Genomic DNA, 26595 nt, shown 5'->3' with positions numbered 1-26595 from the left:
TACACTATTCAAGAATGGAGGCGGAAAAATGAAATTAGCACAAGTAATCGTAGATGTGCCATCAATGCAGACAGATCAGCCGTTTAGCTACTTGATCCCGCCTCAATTAGCGGTAGAAGTCGGGATGCGTGTAGAGGTCGGCTTTGGCCCACGGCATGTCCAAGGATTTGTTGTTGGCTTTGAGCAGGCCACTGAACCTCTTCCAGACAATTTGAAGCCGATTATTCGCGTGTTAGATTTAGCGCCTGTGTTAAATAAAGAGTTATTGGCATTAGCTGATTACATGAAGGAAACCACCTTTGCATTTAAGGTGACTTGTTTGCAAACGATGCTTCCTAGTGTGATGAAGGCTGATTATCAAAAACGCTTATATCTCATAGATGATGCCCCAGCAGTTCAAGCTAAGTATTTTGGTGATACAGACTCGTTAACTTGGGAAGAAGCAGAAGCTCAAGGATGGCTGAAGGAGCTAGCCGACTTACGTGAGCAAGGTATCGTTGAATTGCGCTATGAAGTTCATACGAAAAACAAAATAAAAACGGAACGCTATATCAAACGAACCTTTGAGCAAGCCTCCGTCAATCAGTTAAAGGCAGAGTTACGGAAAAACTCCTATAAACAAGAGCAACTGTTGGACTATCTAGCCGCTCTCACTGATGAAGCGCTGATTTCGGTCAAGCAAATGAAAGCGGAGGATTTTTCACTAGCCAATCTGAATCAAGCAGAGAAAAAAGGCTGGTTGGCCTTTGTCGCGGTTGAAAAATACCGTGATCCATATGCCGAAAGAGAGATCAAGCAAACCTTAGCATTAGAACTGAACAACGAACAACGAGCTGCCTATGAAGCGATCAGTCAAAAAAGTACCGCGCAGGAGCACCAAGTTTTTCTTTTGGAGGGTGTGACTGGCAGCGGAAAAACCGAGGTTTACTTGCAGGTCATCCAAGACGTGCTGGCAAATGGACAGACGGCGATGATGCTAGTGCCGGAGATTTCCTTGACGCCGCAGATGGCGACACGCTTCAAAGCTCGTTTCGGCAGTGAAGTGGCCGTTTTGCATAGTGGTTTGTCACAGGGAGAGAAATATGATGAATGGCGCAAGCTGGAACGTGGTGAAGCGCATGTTGTCGTAGGTGCTCGTTCGGCTATCTTTGCCCCTCTTGAGAATCTTGGGGTGATCATTATTGATGAAGAGCATGAGACAAGCTATAAACAAGAGGAATCTCCTCGCTACCATGCAAGAGATTTAGCGATTTGGCGGGGGAAATACCATGGCTGTCCAGTTGTTTTAGGGAGCGCCACGCCTTCATTAGAGTCACGAGCAAGAGGGCAAAAGGGCGTTTATCACCTGCTGAAGCTGACAGAACGAGCCAATTCTCAAGCAAAATTACCGACTGTAGAAATTATTGATATGCGAGAAGAAATGCAGCGTCGCTTAAATTCTTCTTTTTCAGAAGTATTGGAAGAAAAATTACGAGATCGCTTAGCTAAAGGAGAACAAAGCGTCCTTTTGCTAAATCGTCGAGGCTACTCCTCGTTTGTTATGTGTCGGGATTGCGGGTTTGTCCTGCCTTGTCCGAATTGCGATATATCCTTAACGCTCCATATGGATTCGAAAACGATGCGCTGTCATTACTGCGGACATGAAGAAAGAATTCCTCATCATTGTCCAAATTGTGGCAAGGACAAGATTCGCTACTTCGGAACAGGAACAGAGAAAGTCCAAGAAGAGCTGGAGCAGCTAATACCGGAAGCACGTGTTTTGCGGATGGATGTCGATACGACGCGGCGGAAGGGTGCACATGAAAAAATATTGAACGCTTTTGGCAATAAGGAAGCGGATATTTTGTTAGGAACTCAGATGATTGCCAAAGGGTTGGATTTCCCTAATGTCACATTGGTTGGTGTGCTAAATGCGGATACGGCTTTAAATTTGCCTGATTTTCGTTCTAGTGAGCGAACCTTCCAATTGTTAACGCAGGTCAGTGGTCGTGCAGGACGGGGAGACAAAGCCGGTGAGGTAGTTATTCAGACCTTTAACCCAGAGCATTACACTATCCAGCTGGCTCAACATCATGACTATGAAAGTTTTTTCCAGCAAGAAATGCGGATTCGACATCAAACGGATTATCCGCCTTATTACTATACAGTGAAAGTAACGGTATCCCATCAGGAAGAGATGCGGGCGGCACAAAAAGCCTTCCAGTTAGCGGAGCAAATTCGGACACAATTAAGTCCGCAAAGCATCCTGTTAGGACCAACGCCTGGAGCTATTTTACGAATAAAGAATCGCTATTACTATCAATTAATCATTAAATATAAAAATGAACCAACATTACAAGCGACCTTAGAAGATATTCTGCAAGTGAGTCAAAAAGATCAGCGGCAAGGCTTATTGATCGCAATTGACAACGAACCTATGTATTTTATTTAGGAAGCTACAACGAAGGAGGACGTTTAATGCGTTACCCAATTATTATTCACCCAGACGAGCGTCTATTGAAAAAGGCTGAACCAATTGAATACATTACGGATGAGATCGTTGCTTTATTAGATGACATGTATGAGACAATGGTGGCTCATGATGGGATCGGACTTGCTGCTCCCCAAATCGGAAAAAATATACGAATCGCTGTCGTTGAAGTTGAAGAAGGCGATCGCTTTGATTTTATTAATCCAGAAATCATTGAAAGCAAAGGGACCAGTATCGATGTCGAGGGCTGCTTGTCCATACCAGAAACATATGGAACGGTCGAACGTGCTGATGAAGTAACTGTACGATATTATGACCGTGAGGGTTCGGAGATGGAAGTGACGGCCTATGGTTATCTAGCTCGTGCCTTTCAACATGAAATTGATCATTTAGATGGAAAACTGTTTATTGACCAAGTAATCGAAAAGATCGAACCAGAAGATTTAGAACGTTATATGGAGGAACATGCCGATGACTAAAATTGTATTTATGGGAACTCCGGCCTTTTCAGTGCCGATTTTAGAAAGCTTGATTGAAGCAGACTACGAGGTTGTTGCGGTCGTTACCCAACCAGATCGCCCAGTTGGACGAAAAAAAATCATTACGCCAACACCAGTAAAGGAAGCAGCATTAAAGCATGAGCTCTTAGTTTTACAACCAGAAAAAATCAGCGGATCGCCGGAAATGGAAAAAATCAAAGAGCTAGCACCAGACTTATTGATTACCGCGGCTTTCGGACAATTCTTACCAGAAAAATTGTTGCAAGTACCTAGATTAGGCGCAATCAATGTTCATGCCTCACTATTGCCAAAATATCGTGGCGGGGCTCCAGTCCACTATGCAATCATGGAAGGTGAAGCTGAAACAGGTGTGACCATCATGGAAATGATTAAGAAAATGGATGCTGGCGGAATCTTCAGTCAGCAAAAAATCGCGATTACGAAACAAGATGATGTCGGTACTATGTTTGAAAAACTAAGCCAAGTCGGAAAAGAATTGCTTTTAGAAACACTGCCTAAAATAATTTCAGGTGATTTGAAACCAACGCCGCAAAATGAAGAAGAGGCGACCTTTTCTCCAAACATCAGCCGTGATCAAGAAGCGATCGACTGGCGGAAGACGGCTGAAGAAGTTGATAATCAGGTGCGGGGGATGCATCCATGGCCAGTGGCCTTTACAACCTATGAAGGGACTCGGTGGAAAATTTTTCATACAACCCCCTTGGAGGAAAACACGACAGCAGCTCCTGGAACCATTGTTTCTCGTACCAAAAAGGCTTTGCACATTGCTTGTGGAAACGGCACAGTAGTGGCAATAGATGAACTGCAGCCGGCTGGAAAAGCGAAGCAAACGATTCAAGCCTTTTTAAACGGCAGTGGACAAGCTGTAGCTGAAGGACAGCAGGTGGACTAGATGGCAAAGATTCCTAAAAAATTATTGCGTTCTGTTCGTTTTACAGCGCTTGAAGCAATTGAACGAATTAATCGTGGTGGTGCGTATTCAAATCTGCTATTAAATGAATTGATCCAGAAAAATCAAGTGGATGGCAAGGATACAGCTTTGCTGACAGAACTTGTTTACGGCACCATCAGTCGTCAGCTTTTATTGGCCTATGACATCGAACCGTTTATAAAAAAAGCGAAAAAAGTTGATCCATGGGTCAGAAGTTTATTGCAACTGTCTGTCTACCAAATGCTCTACTTGGATCGAGTGCCTGACCACGCGATTATTAATGAGGCGGTCGAAATCGCGAAGGCCAAAGGCAATCCTGGAACAGGTAAATTTGTGAATGGTGTTCTGCGGTCTATCCAGCGTGAAGGCGTTCCATCCTTAGACTTGATTCAAGATCCGATCGAACGTTTAGCAACTGAAATCAGTCTGCCAAGATTTTTAACGGAAAAATTTGTGGCAGAGATCGGTGAAGAGGAAACACGCAAGCTAGGCTTATCCTTATTAGAGCCGAGTCGTGTCAGTGCCCGAATTGATTTGCGCTTTTTGACCCGGGCTGAAGCGATTGAGGCCTTGGAAGAAGATGGGATTGAAGCTCGTATCAGTGAACTAACTCCCTATGGAATCATTGCAGATAAAGGCTTTTTAGCCGGAAGCGAGCTGTTTCAAAATGGCTGGTTAACGATTCAAGATGAGAGCTCTATGCTAGTGGCTCAGGCGTTACAAGTAGCTCCGGGGCAAAAAGTTTTAGATGCTTGCGCAGCTCCTGGAGGAAAAACGACGCATATTGCTTCTTTGTTGCAGGATGAAGGGTCTGTAACGGCCTTGGATATCCATGATCACAAGTTGAAATTGGTCAGAGAAAACGCGGAACGTTTACGGGTGTCCGATACCGTAGTGACAAAAAAGATGGACGCTCGGGAAGCATCAAAGAATTTTGCGCCAGAAAGCTTTGACCGTATTTTAGTGGATGCGCCTTGTTCAGGATTGGGCCTGATGCGTCGGAAACCAGATATCAAATACCAGAAAAAACCACAGGATTTTGTTCAATTACCCAAAATTCAACTAGAAATTTTAAAGAATTGCGCTCCCACGTTGAAATCTGGTGGAATTATGGTATACAGTACATGTACAATTGCTAAAGAAGAGAATCAAAAAGTGATCGCGGAATTTCTAGCGGCACACCTTGATTTTGAAAAAATTGAATTAGATCTAGAAACGAAATTAGAGCCGGCGATTCATGAGCAAATGTTGGTTTTATACCCAGAAATGTTTATGACAGATGGCTTCTTTATTTGTGCAATGCGAAAAAAATAGATAAACGAGGTGGACAAAAAGATGGAGATTCAATTTCAATCAGACATCGGCAAGCGGCGTAACATGAATCAAGACTATGCGAATGTTTTTACTAATCAAGCAGGAATGTATTTGGCGATATTAGCCGATGGCATGGGCGGTCATTTGGCTGGCGATGTAGCAAGCAAAATGGCTGTTGACGGTTTAGGCGCTGCTTGGTCGACCTCGACGATTGCACAGCCAGATGAAGCTGCGCAGTGGTTTTTAAAAGAGATACAAAATGTTAACGAGGCGATTTATCAAGAAGGCGTTGCTCATCCGGAAATGCAAGGGATGGGAACAACGATTGTTAGTACAGCTCTATTGGATGATAAATTTGTTTTAGCTCATGTCGGTGACAGTCGGGCATACTTGATCCAAAACAATCAGTTGCAGCAGTTGACGGATGATCATTCATTAGTGAATGAGCTGTTGAAATCTGGTGAAATCACAAAAGAGATGGCAGCCATTCATCCGCAAAAAAACGTATTAACTCGTTCAGTGGGGATAGCTGGAACGATCAAAACGGATGTCTCAGAGCACGAGTGCCGCAAGGATGATTATTTACTACTGTGTTCAGACGGGCTGACTAATATGGTAAGTGAAGAAAATATTCTTGCAATCGTGGAAAGTGATCAAACATTGGAGGCAAAGACAAAGCAATTAATCAATGCCGCTAATGACGCCGGCGGTGCGGATAATATCACCGTCTTGCTGATCCACTTCGAAGGGGAGGCTCGTCCATGATTGAAATAGGCAAATTGGTCAATGGACGTTATAAAGTTATTGCTAATATCGGCAGTGGCGGTATGGCAAACGTCTTTTTGGCCCACGATTTAATTTTGGATCGTGATGTTGCCATCAAAATATTACGTTTCGACTTTCAAAATGATCAAACTGCCATCCGGCGTTTTCAGCGAGAAGCGCTGGCGGCGACAGAGATGGTTCATCCGAATATCGTAGGTGTCTACGATGTGGATGAAGAGAGCGGTATGCAGTATTTGGTCATGGAATACGTGAAGGGAATGGATCTAAAACGCTATATTCAAACGCGTTCACCGATCCCTTACGGAAAAATTGTAGATATCATGGAACAAATTCTATCTGCAGTCAGCTTGGCTCATGCCCACGGGATTATTCACCGTGACTTGAAGCCGCAAAATATTTTGATGGATCAGGCAGGCGTAGTAAAAATCGCGGATTTCGGTATTGCGATCGCCTTATCTGAAACCTCTCTGACCCAAACAAATTCTATGCTGGGTTCTGTACATTATCTTTCTCCAGAACAGGCCCGCGGCAGTATGGCGACCAAACAATCAGATATTTATGCTTTAGGGATTATTCTCTATGAGATGATCACCGGCAGTGTTCCCTTTGATGGGGAATCTGCTGTCACAATCGCGTTAAAGCATTTTCAAGACGAGATGCCGTCGGTAAAGGGATTTGATCCAGAAGTCCCGCAAGCTTTGGAAAATATCGTGATGCATGCTACGGCGAAAGAGCCCGCTGATCGCTATAAAACCGCTGAGGAAATGGCGGCCGATCTTTCAACTGCTTTGTCGGCAGAACGAGCAAACGAATTGCCTTGGCGGCCAACAGCAATGTTGGATGAAACAAAAGTGCTGACACCGATTCAACCAGAAGATATTCCGGCTGAAAAACCTAAGGAAGAACCGCCAGTACCAGAGGAAAAGCCGAAAAAGAAAAAAGGCAAGAAGCGCCTTATTGCGCTCTTTCTATTGTTGATGTTAGCAATCGGCGGGGGAGTTGGCTATCTCTTAACAAGTTCAGCAGAAGTGTCCATTCCGCAAGTCGAAAATATGACGGAGGCAGAAGCAAGAACAGCCTTAAAAGCGGCCAAATTAACTGTTGATAGCAAAACAGATGAAGTGCCGAGTGATACGATCAAAAAAGGAAATGTTGTCAAAACGAGTCCTGAGGCAGGAACCATGATCAAGAAGAATCGTCCTGTGCGATTGTATATCAGTTCAGGGACGAAAAAGGTAACGTTGAAAGATTATAAAGGTGACATGATCGATGACGTAAGAGAAGAATTGGAAAAAATTGGATTTTTAGAGAAAAATATCCGCATTAAGCCAGTTAATGACGATACTGCTCCGGAAAATCAAATTTTATCGCAAGATCCAAAGGCAGGGACAAAAGTTGATCCAGAAGAAGACCAAATTACTCTGGAGGTTTCTGATGGACCTAAGACATTTAAAATCGAGGATTATTCTCAGATGACTTATGCGGCAGCTAAACAAAGTTTATTGCAGCTTGGTCTCACAGAGAGTCAAATCAATCGTGTCGATGTATCAAGTGAGACTGTTCCAGCAGAGGAAGTGGTCAGTCAAGACCCAGTTAGTGGAACGGCATTGACTGCAAAAGACACGATTACTTTAAAGGTCAGTTCTGGTTCAAACTATGTTAAATTAGACGATCTTACAGGACAAGATAAGGCTTCAGCAGAAGCAGCAATATCAAATCTTGGATTGAAGTACTCTGAACAGCAGGAATACTCAGATGATATTGAAGAAGGCAAAGTCACACGGACGGATCCTGGTGCAGGCTCAACATCATTAAAAGCTGGGGATACTGTAACAGTCTATATTTCTAGAGGTCCAGAAAATAAGGAGAATACATTTGATGTAACAATCTCAGCTAAATTTACAGGACCTGAAGATCAACAAGATACAATTACAGTAATGTTGAAGGATGCGAAAAATACGAATTCCACACAAGTATTGAATTTCAAATTAGATAAAAATACTCCCTCAACCGAGCAAACCGTATCTGTAACAACTACAGAAGGCGGTTCGGCTACAATCGAGGTCCAACGAGACGGCAAATCAGCTGTAACTAAGACTGTTCAAAAAGCTGAAACAATTACTGTACCTTAGAATTACAGAAAAACCTTTCCTGAAATAGTCAGGAAAGGTTTTTTAGGTCATTTGTACTGAAATTGATTTTGAAGTATGCTACAATAAGACTGAATTTATGGACGTTGTTTTTTTGTTATTAGAGTAGCAGAGAGATTCTAATTGTTTGATACGAAAAAAGGAGATGAGACGGATCGAGGGACAGATTCGTAAAGCCTTAAGTGGTTTTTATTATGTTGCAAGTGAAGGAAAGGTTCATCAAACACGTGCACGAGGAAATTTCCGAAAAAAGAAACTGACACCTTTAGTTGGCGATGAAGTGGTTTTTAGCAGCGAAGAAAACAGCGAGGGCTATATTCTTGAATTATTGCCGCGAAAAAATGAGCTGGTTCGTCCGCCGGTGGCTAATGTTGATCAAGGCGTTGTTGTAACGAGTTTGGTAGAACCGAATTTTTCTTACAATTTACTGGATCGATTTTTAGTTACACTGGAAAATAAATATATTCATCCTATTATTTATTTATCTAAAACAGATTTGGTCGCTGATCAAGCTTTAGTTGAAGAGATTCGTGCAGTTTACGAACCGCTTGGCTACCCGGTTATTGACGGGGAACAAGATAAGCAAAAATTAACAGATCTGTTTGCGGATAAGCTGACGGTTTTCATGGGACAATCGGGTGCTGGAAAATCTACCTTACTAAATGATGTCTCGCCAGATCTGAATTTAGAGACAGGTGAAATATCTGAATCGTTAGGACGCGGCCGTCACACCACACGACACGTGGAGTTGTTAGATTTATTTGGCGGTCTAGTTGCGGATACACCTGGTTTTAGCTCGATTGATTTCTTAGAAATTTCTGCTGAGGAGTTGCCAAAGGAATTTCCAGAATTTCGTGCCGCAGCACCAGAATGTCGCTTTCGTGAGTGCCGTCATGTAAAAGAGCCTGGATGTGAGGTGAAGCATCGCTTGGAAGAAGGAAAGATTGCTCAAACACGCTACGATAATTACTTGCAGTTTTTACAGGAAATCGAAAAACGTCGACCGGTGTATAAAAAAAATAAATGATTTTATCATGAAGCAGGGTTTATATCGGAATTATTTTTAATAAATAAATGAAAACGGAAAAGGAGTACAGACTATGAAAATTGCCCCATCGATTTTAAGTGCAGACTTTGCACGACTAGGCGAAGAAGTAAAAATGGTGGAAGAAGCAGGTGTTGATTACATTCATATTGATGTGATGGATGGAAATTTTGTTCCAAATATTTCTTTTGGACAGGTTGTTGTTAGTGCGTTGCGACCAGTGACAAAATTACCGTTGGATGTCCACTTGATGATCGCTAATCCTGAAAATTATATTAATGATTTTGCTAAGGCAGGCGCGGATATCATTATGGCTCACGTGGAAGCTACACCGCACATCCATCGGGTGGTACAAATGATTAAAGCGGCAGGTGTAAAACCAGGTGTTGTGCTAAATCCAGGCACACCTGTTGAGTCAATCAAGTATGTTTTAGGGGACGTAGATCAAATCCTCGTAATGACAGTGAATCCGGGATTCGGCGGACAATCCTTCATCGAGAGTCAAGTTGAGAAGATTGCAGAATTGGATCGTTTACGAAAAGAGCATGGCTATCATTATGAAATCGAGGTAGACGGCGGCATTCAACCAGAATCGGCCAAAAAATGTGCCGCAGCAGGTGCAGATGTCTTTGTTGCAGGCTCATATATTTATGACGCAGAGAATCCGCAAGAAAAAATCGATGCATTGCGGGCAGCGATCGATTAATGAATGTTTTACTTGTTGCAGGCGGTGACCCTAGTCACTGGCCTGTTTTTTCACAGCCATTTGATAAAATCATCGGTATTGACCGAGGCAACCTATTCCTTTTGCGTCGAGGAATGGTGCCGGATATAGCAATCGGAGATTTTGATTCTTTGACCGAAGACGAAAAAAAAGAAGTGTTTGAAGCAGTCGACGAAGTATCGACTTCTCCAGCGGAAAAGGATGATACGGATACTCAGCTCGCCTTAGTAAAGACCTTTGAACGGTTTCCAAAGGCGACTGTTACTTTGATTGGAGCAACTGGCGGACGCTTAGATCATCTGTTGGCAAACCTATGGTTAGGAGCGGAACCACGTTTTTCGCCTTTTTTATCTCAAATAAAGATCGCGGATCAAGGCAACCTCGTGAGCTATATAGCGCCAGGAAAGCACTGTATCAAAAAAGTTCCTGACATGGACTATTTGGCCTTCTGCTGCATGACTCCCGTTAAAGAATTGTCTTTGAAAAATGTAAAGTATGAGCTTTCGAAGGTAGATTTTTTACAGCCGACCAGTCTAGCGAGCAATGAGTTTCTAGTCGGAGATGCCGAAGTTCATTTTTCAGAAGGATTAATCGCTGTGATACAAAGTCGAGATGTTTAAACTAGAGCAGTTAAGAATCGTTTTTTCCAAAAATGATTCTGCTGCTTTTTTTTGTTTTCAAGAGATACTAAAATTCTTTAAAATCAACCGCCCGTGCTTTTTAATCCCTGCGTTTAGTGGTAAAATTCAATCTATATTATAGATAGCGTTCAGAGGTGCCTAAGTGAGAAAGTTTAATCCAAATAAGAATATTATTATCCTATTAATTGTTGTTATTATTGTTGTTGCAACAGTCTCGATTACAGCAGCAAATCGTGCAAAAGACAGTGATACGAACATCGTTCAATCAACTGTAAACGATACGATCAGTGTTTTTGATAAAGTAATTACTGCACCAGGACGTTGGCTTAGCAGCGGAGTTCAATCTGTCTCCAATTTGATCAATACCTATGATGAAAACGAAAAGCTGAAAAGTGAAGTCGATCAATACGATGAAGTAAAACAGCAAACAAAGAATCAAGCGCAAGAAATTGAACGCCTAAAAGATGAGTTGGAACTGAATCAGACCTTAACCAGCTATGAAAAGGTTACAGCAAATGTTATTACGCGTTCTCCTGATACGTGGCAGGATATGCTGATCGTAGATAAAGGCAGCAGTGATGGCGTTGAAGGCAATATGGCCGTTATGTCCCAAAAAGGTCTGATTGGACGAGTGATGGAAGTGAATGCTCATTCATCTAAGATTCAATTATTAACGTCAGATAATAAAACAAGCAATCATTTTCCAGTAAAAATAAGTTCAGATAAAGGAAATTCCTTCGGTGTTTTGAAGAAGTATGATGTGAAAAGCCAACAGCTGATTGCTTCAGAAATTACTGAAGAAGAGAATATCAAAGAAGGCGATGTCGTTCAAACATCAGGTTTGGGTGGGAATTCTCCAGCGGATCTGGCTATAGGAACCGTTGCTAAGGTGAAATCAGATAGTTACGGATATCGCGAGGTTTATATAAAACCTTATGCTCAGATGTATGATATTTCAGTCGTAACGATCATCCAAAGAATGGCGGGAGCGACTGAATGATTAGACGGACAACCTTAAAATACATGACGCCATTCTTATTATTTTTCTTATTTTTACTAGACGCGCATATCACTCGTATCATCGCGTCGCTAACGAATAATGTATACGTTGCGAATGCGCACTTAGCGTTACTAGTCTTAATGATTATTTCACGCGTTGTCAATGAACGTTTTTTGTTAGGGACAGCTTTAGTTCTAGGGATTTTGTATGACTTGTATTATATCGGTGTTATTGGGATTTATGCTGTAATTTTCCCTTTGCTAGTTATGCTGTTCTATCTTTTCAAAAAAACAATCCAACAAAATATCCTGACTCTTTTTTTTACAGTCGTAATTAGTGTAACGCTCTTTGAATTAATTAGCTTGCTGCTACAAACAGTGTTCGGTTTAACAGGGGTCAGCAGTGACTTTTTTGTCCCGAGATATTTGGGTCCAACCTTACTTTTTAATATTCTAACTTTTGTAATTTTAATTTTCCCATTAGAGAAAATTTTGATTGGTCCACCAGAAGAAGAGCTTGGTATATAAAGGAAATCAATAATTTTTAATAGCACAAAAAAACAGAAGATTTTTTTCTTCTGTTTTTTTGTGCGCCCAATTTGTAACTAAAAAATAGTGAAATGAAATGTTTTTGTAACAAAGCTATTATGTGGATGACATACAGCTGTGGTAAACTCATGAATGTGTTAGAAAAAAGTCTAATAAAATTCAAAATAAAACATTAAGTAGTCGGAGGACATTAGAGTGAAAAAAAGTTTGTTATCAGCATTAATGGTATGTTCAGTAACATTAAGCGCATTAGCAGCTCCAGCCGCAGCTTCTGCCGATGAATTTGATAGTAAAATTGCTGACCAGGATGCAAAAATTTCAAGTTTACAAAACCAACAAACAGATGCACAATCACAAATCAGTGCATTGGAAGGCGAAGTTGCTTCAATCAACGAGAAAGCACAAGGCTTATTAAATGAACAAGCATCATTGAGACAAGAGTCTCAAGACTTGCAAAAACAAATCGAAACATTACAAAAACGTATCGAAAAACGTTCAGAAGCAATCAAAGAACAAGCACGTGATACTCAAGTAAAACAATCTTCAGGTACGAATGTTATTGACGTAGTATTAAACGCTGAATCATTCACTGATGCTGTTAGTCGTGTCCAAGCAATGACAACCATTGTTAAAGCAAACAATGATTTAGTTGAACAACAAAAAGCGGATAAAGCAGAAGTTGAACAAAAACAAGCTGAAAACAAAAAACAACAAGAACAAATCGCTGCTAACCAAGCAACATTGGAAAGCCAAAAAGGTGAGTTGATCACTAAACAAGCAGATTTAAATGTTCAAACAACGACTTTGGCTGCTGAACAAGCAACAGCTGAAGGCGAAAAAGCAAGCTTGAAAGAAAAACAAGAAGCTGCTATCAAAGAACAAGAACGTGTGCAAGAAGAAGCTCGTAAAGCTGCTGAAGCGCAAGAAGCTGCTAAGAAAGCAGATGCAGACGCTAAAGCAAAAGCAGATGCGGATGCTAAGGCAGAAGCTGACCGTAAAGCACAAGAAGAAGCTGCTGCAAGTACGAGTACAACTGAAAGCTCAACTGTTGAGTCTTCATCTACAGTAGAATCTTCAACAACAGAACAACAAACACAATCAAGTGCGACAGAATCATCTTCAACAGCTTCATCAAGTGAAGATAATTTCCAAGGTGGCGGAGCTACTCCAACACCGTCGACTACTGAAGATTCAGGTTCAAGCAACCAAGGGTCAACATCATCTTCAACAAACAATAACCAAACACCATCAACGCCAACACCTGCACCGACTCCAACCCCAGCTCCAGCACCATCTGGAAATACTGGCGGGGTTGTTGCTGAAGCAATGAAGTATATCGGCACTCCTTATGTATGGGGCGGTAAGACACCTGCAGGATTTGACTGCTCAGGTTTCACTTCATATGTATACCGTCAAGCGACTGGTCGTGAAATCGGCGGATGGACTGTTCCTCAAGAATCAGCTGGAACACGTATTTCTGTTGATCAAGCACAAGCTGGCGACTTATACTTCTGGGGCAGCCCTGGTGGTTCATACCACGTAGCAATTGCAATGGGCGGTGGACAATATATCCACGCACCACAACCTGGTGAAACAGTTACAGTAAGTTCTGTAAGTTACTATGCACCAAGCTTTGCAGTTCGTATGTAATCAAATTTAAGTATTCATGACCGGTACGAAGTTCTTCGTACCGGTTTTTTTAATGGAGGAAAAGAGATGCAAAAGCAATTGAAAAATGGAAATTTCTATATTGGTATCGCTCTTTTGATGATGGTGATTCTATTTGTCAGTTCTTCAATGACTTATCAGCAGCAAAGTCAGGTTTCACTAATTCAAAAACTACTTGCGAATGAGCCGTTGAGGGCTTTTTTTAGTCAAATTTCTTTTAACTATGCAGGTAGTGAAGTAAGTATATCTGCTAAAGGCTATGTTAAATTTGTTGAATTTTTTATTCGCAAGGCTGCACACTTTATGACTTACTTTGTTTTAGGCGGAAGTCTATACTTAGGATTATTACCTAAATTGAAACAAAAATCATCGGTCTTAGGTCTGTTTTTCGCTTGGCTGGCTGCTACTGGCTACGCCGCTACCGATGAATTCCATCAAATGCTGACTGGTGGACGGACGCCGCTGTTTCAAGATGTAATGCTAGATTCTTTTGGGGCCTTAACGGCGTGTCTTATCATTATCGCTTATCAGGCTATTCGCAAGAAGCGTTAATGAGGATTATTCTTGACGAAATACGTTTTCAGGCGGACAATAATAAGGATCAATAAATATTGGAGGAATGTACCATGTCTGGACATAGTAAATGGCACAATATTCAAGGGCGAAAAAATGCCCAAGATGCGAAACGAGGAAAAATCTTTCAAAAGATGTCACGAGAAATCTATATGGCAGCTAAAGCCGGAGGTCCTGACCCGAGTACGAATCCAGCACTACGATTAGTGATTGATAAAGCCAAATCGGCCAATATGCCAAATGATAATGTGGATCGTGCAATCAAAAAGGCAACATCGGCAGGCGAAGGTGAACACTATGATGAAATTACTTATGAAGGTTATGGACCTGGTGGCGTAGCCATTTTAGTCCATGCCCTAACAGATAACCGCAATCGAACAGCAACAAATGTACGAGTGGCATTTACCCGAAATGGGGGAAATCTAGGGGAGACTGGTTCAGTAAATTATATGTTTGATCGTAAGGGCTATATTGCTATTGAACGTGAGAACTTATCAGTGGATGAGGATACCATGTTTGAAGACGTACTTGAAGCGGGAGCAGAGGACATGGAGATTTTGCCAGAGGTCTTTGAAATCTATACCGCAGCTGAGGATTTTACCAATGTTCGTGATCAATTGGAAGCGGATGGCTTTACGTTGGCGCAAGCGGAATTAACGATGATCCCACAAACAACGATTTCTTTAGATGAAGAGCAAAAAGAGAAACTGGATCGTTTAGTTGAAAAGTTAGAAGATGATGACGATGTTTCCGAAGTCTTTACTTCGGCAGAATAGATAAAAAAGACAAAGAAAAAACCAGCGAATTTCGCTGGTTTTTAGTTTGGTCTAAAAGACTAAAACAGGAGTACCGACTTCTACCATATCGAAAAGTTTTGCCATTACATCTGGTGGTGTATTCACACAACCGTGAGAGCCGCGAGTCTTCCATAGTTCGCCGCCATATTCTGGCTGCCAGTCGGAATCATGAAGACCGACACCGGTCCAATCGATCGGCATCCAATATTTAACAGGACTTGCATAGTCCGATCCGTCATCATTTTTTCCGCGCAAGGTTTTGTTTGTTTCTTTCGACCAAACGTAGTCAACTCCGGCTGGTGTAGGTGAGCTTGGTTTACCACTGACAATGTCAGTTTCTAAAGCTACGTTACCATCTTTGTAATACCACATATGTTGATTTTGCAAATCTACTTCGATGTAGGTTTTATCAATTAGTGGTTTATCTGCGGTTGTTGCCCCAGTTACGACAGGTGAACGAGTAAAGTCTTTACCTTCTAAAATTTGTTTTGTCAATGCTTCAACTTCTGCTGAGGTATTGATGGTCCAACTATAAGTACCTGATGGAACAGAAACTTTTCCACGTCGAGTACTGTTGAATTCAGTTGGTTTTGAGCTTGTGTTGTACTTTTCTCCTAAGCTGGTAACATAAGCAGTCACCTTATCTTTATCAAGAGACATGTTACCATTGTCGTCGACTAACCAGTCATTGATATCAGATGATGGAATTTGGAAGTTTTCTCCGTTGATACTATAGTTTGCTTTGATCTTTGCTACAGCATTCATTTTATCCATCGTCTTTTTCAGATCAGCATCATCTTTTGTGATGGTTGGTTTCGCAAGGTACTTATCAAAATCAATCGTGTGTTTGCCTTCTTTTGCAGCTTCCTTAAAGGCAGCTACGGCGGCATCCACGTCGATCGTATTCCCTTGTTTTTCTGGTGTAATCTCGAAGCCTTCGCTTGTTCGAGTCACCTTCGCATTTTCTGTTGCTGTCCGTGTTGTATTGGTTTGAGTCAATTCAGCACGAATGGCTTCTCCCACAGCATTTAATTTATTTTCATCTAAAGTATTGCCGTCAACATCTTTTGTATCTGCTGCGGAGACTAACTGCATACCCCAGCTAAAAGGATTTTGCTTTTTCTGCATCTCTTTTAAACCAGGTAAATAATTGTTTTGCCAACCTAGATCTTTGCGATTGATCTCTTTCCAATTTTTGTCGTCGATTTTTATTAGGAAGGGTGAATCTGACAGCTCGCGGGTAATTTTACGGTTTGCTTCGCTCACCGTTAAATTATTTATTTTCACTCCATTCACGACCGTGTTAGGAAGGAACCTTTGAGCATAATATGTACTGCGAATAGCGTATCCGCCAACTAAAACTACCAATAAACCTAATACAACAATCAAACCGATTCGCGTTCGGCCACGAGAATTTCTTCTTTCATTTCTTGTCATCGAAATAACTCCTCATTGCATTTCCTTTTATTTGGTCTTCATTAAACGATCGAAGCATTTCTATCAAAATAGTAGTCGATTTCAAAATGATATACCGAATATAAATATACCACAGAATCGTTTAAATACGAGTGATATGTTCTGAAATGTTAGCAAATATTAAAAAATCCGCAAAGAATATGAATATTCTTTGCGGAGATGAAAAATCTATTTTCCTTCAGCTTCAAGATCAGCGAAAGCTTTGTCCATAACTTCTTTTAGTTCTTTTGCAGAAGCGTCCATACGATCTTTTTCAGCATCTGTTAATGGAATTTCAATGATGTTTTGGATCCCTTTAGCATTGATAACAGCTGGTGCACCAATGTAAATGTCGTTTTGTCCGTATTGACCTTCTAAATATACAGATAATGGGAATACGGCACTTTCGTCATTTAAAATGGCACGAGTAATACGAGCTAGGGCAACGGCGATACCATAGAAAGTTGCGCCTTTTTTCTCGATAATTTCATAAGCAGCGTCACGAACGCCGAAGAACAGGTTAACTAATGCTTCTTCATCAACTTCTGGATTGTCTTTTACCCATTCGTAGATTTGTAGGCCAGCAACGTTAGCATGTGACCATACAGGGAATTCTGAGTCACCATGTTCACCTAAAATATAAGCATGGACGTTACGAGCATCAACGTCAACTAATTCAGCGATTGCTTGACGGAAGCGAGCTGTATCTAATGAAGTACCTGAACCGATAACGCGTTCTTTAGGGAAGCCAGAGAATTTCCAAGTAGAATAAGTTAAGATATCTACAGGATTTGCTGCTACTAAGAAGATACCGTCGAAGCCAGAGGCAACGACTTGCTCTACGATACTTTTGTTGATGCGCAAGTTTTTACCAACTAAGTCTAAACGAGTTTCACCTGGTTTTTGAGGAGCACCTGCTGTGATGACAACTAAGTCAGCATCGTGACAGTCTTCGTAAGAAGCAGAATAAATTTTCTTAGGTGATGTAAAGGCTAATGCGTGTGATAAATCAATGGCATCTCCTTGTGTACGGTTGCTATCGATATCGATAATACCGATTTCTTGAGCGATATTTTGATTGACTAGAGCGAAGGCATAACTTGAACCTACTGCGCCGTCTCCGATTAACATTACTTTTTGATGGGTTTTACTAGCTGCTTTTGCAGTCATGTGTACCAATCCCTTCTTATATTTGTTTTTCCAGTGGAATGATAACACTAATTAATGAAACTTGTCACGTATTTTACTCATTAATAATACAGTTATTTTTGCTGTTTCAGAAGAAAACGCTTCATGTGTTAATGGTGTAGGAAGCTGATACTATAAACTTTTTTCAAAAATAACAGAAACTTATGAGACACTTAAAGCGTTGAAAACGGTCACTACAGATGAGTTTGTGTTATACTGTATAAAGAAAAATTTGAACTGGGTAGTCATTTGACTATCCAGCATTTTGTCATGCAAATGAAAATCGAATAAATTTTAATATGAGAGAAATAGATATTTATAAAAAGAGGCGAACAGTATGAAAATGATCGTAGGTTTGGGAAATCCAGGCAAGAAATATGAAAACACAAAGCACAATGTTGGATTTATGGTTGTAGATCAATTGGCAAAAGAACACGGAGCTGTTTTTAAGAAAAATACCTTCGAAGCAGAAGTGGCGGATTATTTTGTCAATGGAGAAAAGATTTTATTAGTCAAACCACTCACCTTTATGAATGAGTCAGGTCGTGCAGTTGGACCGTTACTGACTTATTTTGGCATTTATTTAGAAGAGCTGGTGGTAATCGCGGATGATTTAGATATGGAGCTTGGAAAATTACGTTTGAGACAAAAAGGCAGTGCAGGTGGACACAATGGGCTGAAAAGTATTATCTCTCACATCGGAACACAAGAGTTTAATCGCATCAAGATCGGTATTGGTCGTCCAAACGGAAAGACGGTTGTGAATCACGTACTAAGTACTTTCGGAAAAGAAGAGATGCCTGTTATTGCAAATAGCGTGGCTCGAGCAACTGAAGCAGTGGATGATTATGTTTCAGGTAATGATTTCTTGCAAACAATGAATCGCTTTAATTAGAAAATTCATCGAGAATCATACGATTTAGCAGGTTAATAGGAACATGTAAGGAGTATAAAAATGAATTTGATTGAATTTGTTAATCAGCTGCCCTTGGTAAAAGAATGGCAGGCTAATTTAGATAAAAAAGCAAAACGTCAGTTAGTGATCGGTCTTTCTGGTTCGGCTAAAGCCTTGGTAATGGCTGCTGCACAGCAAGAAAGCAAAAAGCAAACAGTGATTGTCGTACCGAATCTTTACTATAGTAATCAATTAGCGGATGAACTGCGGAATATAGTGGAAGATGTCCATTTGTTTCCAGTTGATGAAGTGCTTTCGGCAGAAATGGCATTTGCCTCACCAGAAGCACGAGCGGAACGTATATCCACTCTTCAAGCATTGTCTCAAGAAAAAAATGGGATTTATGTCGTACCCGTTGCGGCGTTAAGAAAATATTTACCAACTGTTGAAACATGGCAGGCGAATCAGCTTCATTGGAAAATAGGCAGCGAAGTTGATTTAGAAAATTTAGCTCAACGGTTAGTATTAATGGGCTATGAAAGGCAAACAATGGTAGGAAAACCTGGTGAATTCAGTATGCGTGGAAGCATTGTTGATATTTATCCGTTGACGACGGAATATCCTGTGCGGGTAGAGCTTTTTGATGTAGAAGTCGACTCGCTGCGCTATTTCGAACCAGAAACTCAACGATCTGTAGAAAACTTAAAGGATGTTTGGATTACTCCAACGACGGACTTAGTTTTTTCTGCCCAAGATTTGACCCAGGGTGCGCAAAATGTGAACCAGCTGTTGCAAAATCGCTTAGCAGTGACGAAAGAAAAAGAAGACTATAACTTTTTGAACGATTACTTTGGTCAGCTGATCGCCTCTTGGGAAGATGGAATACCAACAGAACAGGCGAAATATTATACAGATCTATTATATGATGAAAAAGTTTCTTTGTTGGATCATTTCGCCAAGGATGCGCTGCTGTTTGTGGATGATTATCCACGTATGATGGAAACGCATCGTGAGATGGAACGAGAGGAAGCAGAGTGGCATACTCAAAAAATTGAAGAATTACGAGTTTTTTCTGAACAGACTTTTGGGATGAATGCCCATGAGCTAATCAAAAAATCTAAACTTGTGACAAGTTTCTTTTCGCTGTTTCAAAAGGGTATGGGGAATCTGCGTTTTGAAGCGATTCATAATTTTCAATACCGTTCTATGCAGCAGTTCTTCGGACAGATGCCACTATTAAAGACAGAGGTGGATCGTTGGCAGAAACAAGAACAAACCGTTCTATTTTTAGTCTCTGATCAAGAACGGCAAGAAAAATTAACGCAGGAATTTCATGATGTGGATATCAAGGCGGTTCAAACGACACCAGATAATTTACTGATAGGGAAAACCCAGATTGTCACTGGGACATTAACCAATGGGTTTGAAATGCCGCAAGATAAACTAGTCGTAGTGACCGAACGTGAAATATTTCAAAAGGTCACCAAAAAGCGCGCTCGTCGCCAGACGATCTCTAATGCTGAACGGTTGAAAAGTTACAATGAGTTAAAGCCTGGAGACTATGTTGTTCACGCAAATCATGGGATTGGTAAATATATTGGCATGGAAACGATCGAAATCGATGGGGTCCATCAAGACTATATGTCAATTTTGTACCAAAAAGATGATAAGCTGTTTATTCCAGTTACGCAATTAAACTTGATTCAAAAATACGTTTCCTCTGAAGCGAAACCACCTAAGATCAATAAATTAGGTGGTAGTGAGTGGACGAAAACTAAGAGCAAAGTTTCGAAAAAAATCGAAGATATAGCGGATGACTTAATCGAACTGTACGCTAAACGTGAAGCGGAACGCGGGTACGCATTCGGTCCAGATGATGAGTATCAAAAGGAATTTGAGGATGCTTTTCCATATAGTGAAACGGATGACCAGTTGCGAAGTGCAGCCGAAATTAAGCATGATATGGAAAAAGCTCGTCCCATGGATCGCTTATTGGTGGGGGATGTTGGGTTTGGTAAAACAGAAGTAGCCTTACGAGCAGCCTTCAAAGCAATCAAAGAAAATAAACAAGTCGCTTTTCTTGTGCCGACGACAATTTTGGCTCAGCAGCATTATGACACGATGACTGAGCGTTTTGAAAACTTTCCTGTGAATGTGGCGATGTTGAGCCGTTTCCGTACCAAAAAACAGCAAAATGAAACGATTGAACAAATTCGAACTGGCCAGGTCGATATTGTTGTGGGAACCCATCGACTTCTATCACAAGATCTGCAGTTCGCGGATTTAGGGTTACTAGTGATTGATGAAGAACAACGTTTTGGCGTGAAGCATAAAGAACGATTGAAACAATTGCGTTCCCAGGTAGATGTATTAACGCTGACCGCGACACCGATTCCGCGAACGTTGCATATGTCAATGTTAGGTGTGCGTGATCTTTCAGTGATTGAAACACCTCCAGAAAATCGGTATCCGATTCAAACGTATGTTATGGAGACGAATCCAGGAGCGATTCGAGAAGCCATCGAACGTGAAATGGCACGAGGCGGACAAGCCTTTTATCTATATAATCGAGTGGAGACTATCGAAAGAAAAGTAGAAGAGCTGCAGATGCTAGTACCAGATGCCAGAATTGGTTTTGCTCATGGACAAATGACAGAAGTTCAGTTGGAAAATACACTCATGGACTTTATTGATGGGCAATACGATATATTAGTTACGACGACGATTATTGAAACAGGTGTAGATATTCCGAATGTGAATACATTGTTTGTTGAAAACGCCGACTATATGGGGCTATCTACCTTGTATCAATTGCGCGGTCGAGTCGGACGAAGCAATAGAATCGCTTATGCCTACTTCATGTATGAGCCGCAAAAAATCTTAAATGAAGTTAGCGAAAAACGTCTGCAGGCGATCAAAGATTTTACTGAGCTAGGATCTGGCTTTAAAATAGCGATGCGAGATTTGTCTATTCGTGGAGCCGGTAATCTCTTAGGCGCACAGCAACATGGCTTCATCGACGCGGTCGGCTTTGATATGTATTCGCAAATGCTTTCTGAGGCAGTAGATCGTAAACAAGGGAAGAATACCCAAGTGGAACGAACCTCCGTAGAGATCAACTTAGGAATTGATGCGTACATTCCTGGAACTTATATCGAAGATGAGCGACAAAAGATTGAGATATACAAACGGATTCGTGAGTTAGAAAGTACAGAAATGCTGGATGAAGTGGAAGCTGATTTAGTGGATCGCTTTGGTGATTATCCTGATGAAGTAGCCAACCTGTTGAATATTGGGCAGATAAAAATGGACGGAGACCGTGCATTGGTTGAAAGTATTCAAAAACGGCAGCAGCAAATTATCATTACCTTAAGTAAAGTAGGAACGAAAGCTTATAAAGTCGAGCAGCTATTTGAAGCGTTAAGTGTAACAAAAATGAAAGCCACATTAGGTGTTGAAAAAGACAAAATGGTCATGAAGTTAGTGGTGGCGAAAACGATGGATGAAGCCGTTTGGTTACGAGAAGTTAGCTTGTTTGTTCGTGCATTACGTGAGCAAAAATACAAGGAATAGGCGGTGAAGGCATTGGCGAATAAAGAAATGCGAGTCATGATGCAAGGCGCCTTCGTCTTGACTGCTGCATCATTTATAGCGAAACTTTTAAGTGCCGTTTATCGAGTCCCTTATCAAAACTTCGCAGGTGATGAAGGATTTTATGTGTATCAGCAGGTTTATCCGATCTATGGTATTGCTATGACTTTAGCATTGTCAGGTCTGCCGCAATTTATCTCTAAATATGTGGCAGAACAAAAAGAGCCCCGAAAACAGCGCCAAGCGTTGGAGGAACTATTTCCTTTAATCAGCGGTTTTGGGCTCCTTCTATGGGCCGTGTGCTTTTTTTCCGCACAACCATTTGCAGATTGGATGGGGGATGGGAAATTGGCTCCCCTGATTCGTGTTGTTTCTTTTACCTTTGTAATCATGCCGTTTCTTTCGATTACACGTGGCGAGTTTCAAGGGAAATTATTGATGGTCCCCACTGCTGTTTCGCAGGTGGTCGAACAGTTTATACGAGTAACAGTCATTGTAATTGCTGCTTGGTCATTCAAACAGTTTGGCTGGACGGTCTATCGCACAGGAACGGTAGCAATGTCAGGCGCTTTAGTTGGTGGAATCGTTGCCGTGTTAGTACTGTGGTATTATCGACGAAAAATATTGGCAACAAGTATTGTGCGAAAGTTGCCAACCATAGGTGGAAAAACACTAGAACTCGGCAAGCGTTTGGTGCTTGAGGGCGGTTTGATGACGGTTTATAGCGGTTTATTGATTCTCTTTCAGCTGATTGATTCCTTCACTGTAAAAAAGGCGTTGGTTGATTTCGGATTAAGTGAACATGGAGCGAAGCTGGCCAAGGGTATTTACGATCGAGGACAACCGCTAGTACAATTAGGGTTGGTGGTGGCTTTGGCGCTCAGCTCAAGCTTTATACCATTATTGACAAGACATTTAGTCAATCGTGATCATGGAATGTTTGTTAAAACGAGTCAAATTTTTTTACGTTTAACGTGTGGAATCGCAGCGGCGGCTTCGATTGGTCTAGCAATGTTATTGCCATACGTAAACTATGCATTATTTAAGGACTATAAAGGAAACGGGACGCTAGTATTATTCGTGTTTTCAATCTTTTTGATGGCTATGGTGCAGGCGTATCAAAGCATCGCTCAAAGCCAAAATGAATACCGCAGTTCTTTGCAGGCTGCGGGTGTTGGGTTACTTCTAAAAATAGTAATTACTGGCGGGCTGACAAAACAATTTGGAACGATTGGTGCCAGCCTGTCTACGTTGTTAGGATTGATCGTGGCTTTGTTTATTCTGCATTTTTCATGTGATCGTGAGACAAGAGAATATGGGAGTCAACGTCACTTTATACGAAACCTTATGCTTTGTTTAGTAGGCATGGTATTCGTGTTATTATGTTATTATGGCGGTATCAGTGTTCTTTTTGGTATGGTTCAAAAAAGGAGTTTGGCACTGATTGTCGCAATTTTTGGAGTGTTGATTGGTGGCAGTGCCTTTTTGATTTTGGCGATTCAATTACGATTGTTAACTATTCGTGAGTGGCTGATGTTGCCATTCGGCAGTAAATTATTGAGAATAAATTGGAAAAGAGGGTAAGTTATGCGCTTAGATAAATTTTTGAAAATTTCACGGATCATTAAGCGTCGAACAGTGGCAAAAGAGGTCGCTGATAAAGGGCGGATACAAGTGAATGGAAAATTAGCAAAATCTTCAACAGATGTGAAAGTTGGCGATCAATTGCGAATTCAATTTGGGAACAAAGTCCTAGAGGTCGCGGTGGAAGAGCTGCATGAATCAACGAAAAAAGACGATGCAGCAAAAATGTATCGAATCATTAGTGAGACTCGTGTGGAAAATAACGGGAATTAAGGATAATTCAAATAGACAATTATATCCTGAGTTGATATAATAGTAAAGAATTTCATGGTAAGGAGCGAGCAGGAATGAATGAAAACGACACGAAAAAAGTTGCTACATTGGACACACCCTACGCAAAAGAGCAATATAGCAAGTTTCAAAAGCAACATCGTCAATTAATTTTCAAGCGTCGTCGTTTAGCAGCGTTATTCGCAATTGCCGCCTTTGTCGCTATTGTCATGGGAGTTCAGATATTTAACGAACAACGTCATTTAAGTGAACTGAAAGAGATCAAAGTTAAAACAGTCGCTGAGTCAGCGAAAGTTGATGATCGGGTAGATGGCTTGAAGCAAGACGTGAAATTGCTGAAAGACGATAACTATGTAGCGAAACTAGCTCGTAGTCGTTTCTATTATTCAAAGGATGGCGAATTGGTTTTTGTTTTACCAGATTCGGCAAAAACATCTAGCAATGACAAAGAGTCCGCTGATGAAGTAATAAAGTCCGAAACTGCCAAATAAGTTTAGGAGCAGTTTTAAAATAAATTGGAAAAAAATTAGGAGGAACATTTTTTTTATGTCAATCGAAGTAGGAGCTAAGCTGCAAGGAAAAGTATCAGGGATCACCAATTTCGGTGCCTTTATCGACTTGGGAGAGGGTAAAACGGGCTTAGTCCATATCAGTGAAATATCTAATGGTTTTGTCAAAGACATTCATGATGTATTGACTGTCGGCGATGAAGTGACGGTTAAGGTTACTTCTGTGGGAGATGACGGAAAAGTCGGTCTTTCAATTCGAAAAGCTCAAGATCAACCACAACCAGAAAAGAAACCTTTCAAACGTGAGTTCCGTGATAACAATCGTCCGAAACCATCAGCTAAAGGCAAACCCCAAAATAGCGGCAAACAAGACTTCGATTCATTGATGAGTTCCTTTTTAAAGGATAGCGATGATCGCTTGTCATCGATTAAACGCAACACCGAAGGAAAACGCGGAGGCCGTGGCGGTCGTCGTAGTTAAATCAGAGAGGCTGAAATTCATTTAGGATTTCAGTCTTTTTTATTGTATAGTGTTTGCTTAAACTGAAAGTGAACAATAATTAGAATGAGGAGTTTAATATGGAGCAAGAATTTCTTCGTGCAAACCCTGAACTTAAGGCCGACCAGAAAGTTCTGTTGGCTGTTTCAACTGGTGTTGACTCGATGGTGCTTTTGCATATGGTCGAAAAATTGAATGTAACTATTGGTGTTATACATATAGATCATCAGCTGCGGCCAGAGTCGAAGATAGAGGCAGAATTCCTACAGTCTTATTGCAAGAGTCATCATTTGCCATTGTATACAAAGGTTTGGGAGCAGCCCGCGGAAAAAAATGTCGAGGCTGAAGCGAGGAAGGTTCGCTATAATTTTTTTGAAGCAGTCATGAAACAAGAGAAGTATGACCTGCTATTAACGGCTCATCATGGTGATGATCAATTAGAAACCTTACTGATGCGCTTGACCCGTGGTGGATCTTTTACCGGACACAGCGGAATTGTCCGGAAGCAAAGTTTTGGCACAGGGGTTTTGCTGCGACCATTACTTGACTTTTCGAAGGAAGAAATCTATTCATATGCTGAAAAAGAGCAAGTGATTTATTTTGAAGATGCGACAAATCAGTCCTTGGACTATTTTCGAAACCGTATCCGAAACAACGTTATTCCGGAATTAAAAAAAGAAAACCCGAAAATTCTGTTACATGCGCAACAGTTTCATCAGCAACTGATTTGGGCCGGTCAGCTGATTGAAGAAGCGCTAAAAGAAAATTTAAGAAATATTGAATTTGACGGTCAACGCGGATCGTTTTCGTATGATGATATGCCATCTGAAACTAATGCTCGTTATTATTTTCTCTCGGCATTCTTCCAGAAAATGGAGGAACACACTCAAATCATTGTCTCGCAACGCCAATTGTTTTCACTACTAGACCAAATGGGGCATCCGGTTAGTCAGTGGTCGATTGATATTGGAGAAGGCTGGCGATTTGTGCGTCGGTATCAACGATTTTACTTTGAGAAAAGCCCAGCGATCAATGACGAAATGTTTAGTTTAGATGAAAACGAACAGTTCGATCTTCCAGACAGTGGGAGGATTACCTTGAGGAAAAGCGAAAATGAGCCTAGAAATGATGCATACCACGTGCCACTGCCATTAACAGCCAAGTTGCCTTTAAGAATTCGTCATCGACGAGCAGGGGACCGAATTCAGTTGACAGAAAGTCTTTCTAAACGAGTGAATCGTTATTTTATTGATAAAAAAATCGCGACGGATGAGAGGGATCGCGCATGGGTGGTGGAGGACGCTGCAGGAGAAATCGTAGCGCTTTTGCCTTTTGTTAATTCCTATTTGAGTATTACAACTGAAACTGATAGAATACACTACATACTTGACTATACGCCTCAAGTAGCGAAATGA

23 protein-coding genes are annotated in these 26595 nt (G+C 41.1%); 21 read left to right on the top strand and 2 right to left on the bottom strand.

All coding sequences use genetic code 11. The annotated features are described in order from the left end of the window. Window positions 1-28 precede the first annotated feature (28 nt). The 14 genes from priA (at window position 29) to IGI50_RS13890 (ending at window position 15147) form a co-directional block, all read left to right on the top strand. Window positions 29-2431 carry a primosomal protein N' gene (priA, locus tag IGI50_RS13955; protein WP_438777353.1) on the top strand — a complete coding sequence of 801 codons (2403 nt, stop codon included), beginning with the start codon at window positions 29-31 and terminating at the stop codon, window positions 2429-2431. A gap of 26 nt (window positions 2432-2457) precedes the next feature. Then, on the top strand, window positions 2458-2949 hold the full coding sequence (gene def, locus IGI50_RS13950) for a peptide deformylase (protein ID WP_438777352.1): 492 nt from the start codon (window positions 2458-2460) through the stop codon (window positions 2947-2949). Next, window positions 2942-3883: a methionyl-tRNA formyltransferase gene (gene fmt / locus IGI50_RS13945; RefSeq protein WP_438777351.1), complete on the top strand. Its 942-nt coding sequence runs from the start codon at window positions 2942-2944 to the stop codon at window positions 3881-3883. Before def ends, fmt begins: the two co-directional genes overlap by 8 nt. Next, window positions 3884-5236, top strand: a complete 1353-nt coding sequence (gene rsmB, locus IGI50_RS13940) for a 16S rRNA (cytosine(967)-C(5))-methyltransferase RsmB (protein WP_438777350.1) — start codon at window positions 3884-3886, stop codon at window positions 5234-5236. It abuts the gene before it with no gap. A gap of 21 nt (window positions 5237-5257) precedes the next feature. Continuing rightward, window positions 5258-6001, top strand: coding sequence for a Stp1/IreP family PP2C-type Ser/Thr phosphatase (locus IGI50_RS13935; protein ID WP_438777349.1), 744 nt, complete (start codon window positions 5258-5260; stop codon window positions 5999-6001). Then, a complete protein-coding gene (pknB, locus tag IGI50_RS13930) occupies window positions 5998-8154 on the top strand; it encodes a Stk1 family PASTA domain-containing Ser/Thr kinase (RefSeq protein WP_438777348.1) in 2157 nt (718 codons plus the stop codon). The genes IGI50_RS13935 and pknB overlap by 4 nt, the downstream gene beginning before the upstream one ends. Window positions 8155-8317: 163 nt before the next feature. Continuing rightward, window positions 8318-9199, top strand: coding sequence for a ribosome small subunit-dependent GTPase A (gene rsgA / locus IGI50_RS13925; protein WP_438777347.1), 882 nt, complete (start codon window positions 8318-8320; stop codon window positions 9197-9199). A 73-nt stretch (window positions 9200-9272) separates the two neighbouring features. Continuing rightward, on the top strand, window positions 9273-9923 hold the full coding sequence (gene rpe / locus IGI50_RS13920; protein WP_438777346.1) for a ribulose-phosphate 3-epimerase: 651 nt from the start codon (window positions 9273-9275) through the stop codon (window positions 9921-9923). Then, a complete protein-coding gene (locus IGI50_RS13915; protein WP_438777345.1) occupies window positions 9923-10561 on the top strand; it encodes a thiamine diphosphokinase in 639 nt (212 codons plus the stop codon). Before rpe ends, IGI50_RS13915 begins: the two co-directional genes overlap by 1 nt. Window positions 10562-10724: 163 nt before the next feature. Next, window positions 10725-11582 (top strand): rod shape-determining protein MreC, encoded by an 858-nt coding sequence (mreC, locus tag IGI50_RS13910; protein ID WP_010745320.1) that lies wholly within the window; start codon window positions 10725-10727, stop codon window positions 11580-11582. Then, window positions 11579-12109, top strand: coding sequence for a rod shape-determining protein MreD (gene mreD / locus IGI50_RS13905; protein ID WP_010745321.1), 531 nt, complete (start codon window positions 11579-11581; stop codon window positions 12107-12109). The genes mreC and mreD overlap by 4 nt, the downstream gene beginning before the upstream one ends. A gap of 216 nt (window positions 12110-12325) precedes the next feature. Next, a complete protein-coding gene (locus IGI50_RS13900; RefSeq protein ID WP_438777344.1) occupies window positions 12326-13780 on the top strand; it encodes a C40 family peptidase in 1455 nt (484 codons plus the stop codon). A 66-nt stretch (window positions 13781-13846) separates the two neighbouring features. Further along, window positions 13847-14350, top strand: coding sequence for a VanZ family protein (locus IGI50_RS13895; protein WP_438777343.1), 504 nt, complete (start codon window positions 13847-13849; stop codon window positions 14348-14350). Window positions 14351-14424: 74 nt separating this feature from the next. Then, a complete protein-coding gene (locus IGI50_RS13890; protein WP_438777342.1) occupies window positions 14425-15147 on the top strand; it encodes a YebC/PmpR family DNA-binding transcriptional regulator in 723 nt (240 codons plus the stop codon). 51 nt (window positions 15148-15198) lie between these two features. Here IGI50_RS13890 and IGI50_RS13885 read toward each other — a convergent pair whose 3' ends face one another. Both IGI50_RS13885 and IGI50_RS13880 read right to left on the bottom strand, forming a co-directional pair. Then, window positions 15199-16605 (bottom strand): L,D-transpeptidase family protein, encoded by a 1407-nt coding sequence (locus IGI50_RS13885; protein WP_438777341.1) that lies wholly within the window; start codon window positions 16603-16605, stop codon window positions 15199-15201. 207 nt (window positions 16606-16812) lie between these two features. After that, window positions 16813-17793: an L-lactate dehydrogenase gene (locus IGI50_RS13880; RefSeq protein ID WP_010745326.1), complete on the bottom strand. Its 981-nt coding sequence runs from the start codon at window positions 17791-17793 to the stop codon at window positions 16813-16815. Window positions 17794-18148: 355 nt separating this feature from the next. Here IGI50_RS13880 and pth point away from each other — a divergent pair, with 355 nt between their 5' ends. The 7 genes from pth to tilS all read left to right on the top strand — a co-directional run bounded on the left by pth (window position 18149) and on the right by tilS (window position 26595). Continuing rightward, a complete protein-coding gene (pth, locus tag IGI50_RS13875) occupies window positions 18149-18706 on the top strand; it encodes an aminoacyl-tRNA hydrolase (RefSeq protein WP_438777340.1) in 558 nt (185 codons plus the stop codon). Window positions 18707-18766: 60 nt separating this feature from the next. Next, window positions 18767-22279: a transcription-repair coupling factor gene (gene mfd / locus IGI50_RS13870; RefSeq protein ID WP_438777339.1), complete on the top strand. Its 3513-nt coding sequence runs from the start codon at window positions 18767-18769 to the stop codon at window positions 22277-22279. A 39-nt stretch (window positions 22280-22318) separates the two neighbouring features. After that, window positions 22319-23881, top strand: a complete 1563-nt coding sequence (locus tag IGI50_RS13865) for a putative polysaccharide biosynthesis protein (protein WP_438777598.1) — start codon at window positions 22319-22321, stop codon at window positions 23879-23881. Between the two features lie 3 nt (window positions 23882-23884). Continuing rightward, on the top strand, window positions 23885-24154 hold the full coding sequence (locus tag IGI50_RS13860; RefSeq protein WP_088933631.1) for an RNA-binding S4 domain-containing protein: 270 nt from the start codon (window positions 23885-23887) through the stop codon (window positions 24152-24154). Between the two features lie 74 nt (window positions 24155-24228). Beyond that, on the top strand, window positions 24229-24663 hold the full coding sequence (locus tag IGI50_RS13855; RefSeq protein WP_438777338.1) for an FtsB family cell division protein: 435 nt from the start codon (window positions 24229-24231) through the stop codon (window positions 24661-24663). A 55-nt stretch (window positions 24664-24718) separates the two neighbouring features. Further along, window positions 24719-25162 (top strand): S1 domain-containing RNA-binding protein, encoded by a 444-nt coding sequence (locus tag IGI50_RS13850; RefSeq protein ID WP_010745332.1) that lies wholly within the window; start codon window positions 24719-24721, stop codon window positions 25160-25162. A 98-nt stretch (window positions 25163-25260) separates the two neighbouring features. Beyond that, window positions 25261-26595 carry a tRNA lysidine(34) synthetase TilS gene (tilS, locus tag IGI50_RS13845; protein WP_438777337.1) on the top strand — a complete coding sequence of 445 codons (1335 nt, stop codon included), beginning with the start codon at window positions 25261-25263 and terminating at the stop codon, window positions 26593-26595.

It is taken from the genome of Enterococcus sp. DIV0170, from assembly GCF_051710765.1.
Classification (GTDB): Bacteria; Bacillota; Bacilli; order Lactobacillales; family Enterococcaceae; genus Enterococcus_A; species Enterococcus_A raffinosus.
Note: the sequence above shows the minus strand (reverse complement) of the source record. Positions and strands in the feature narration are given on the sequence as shown.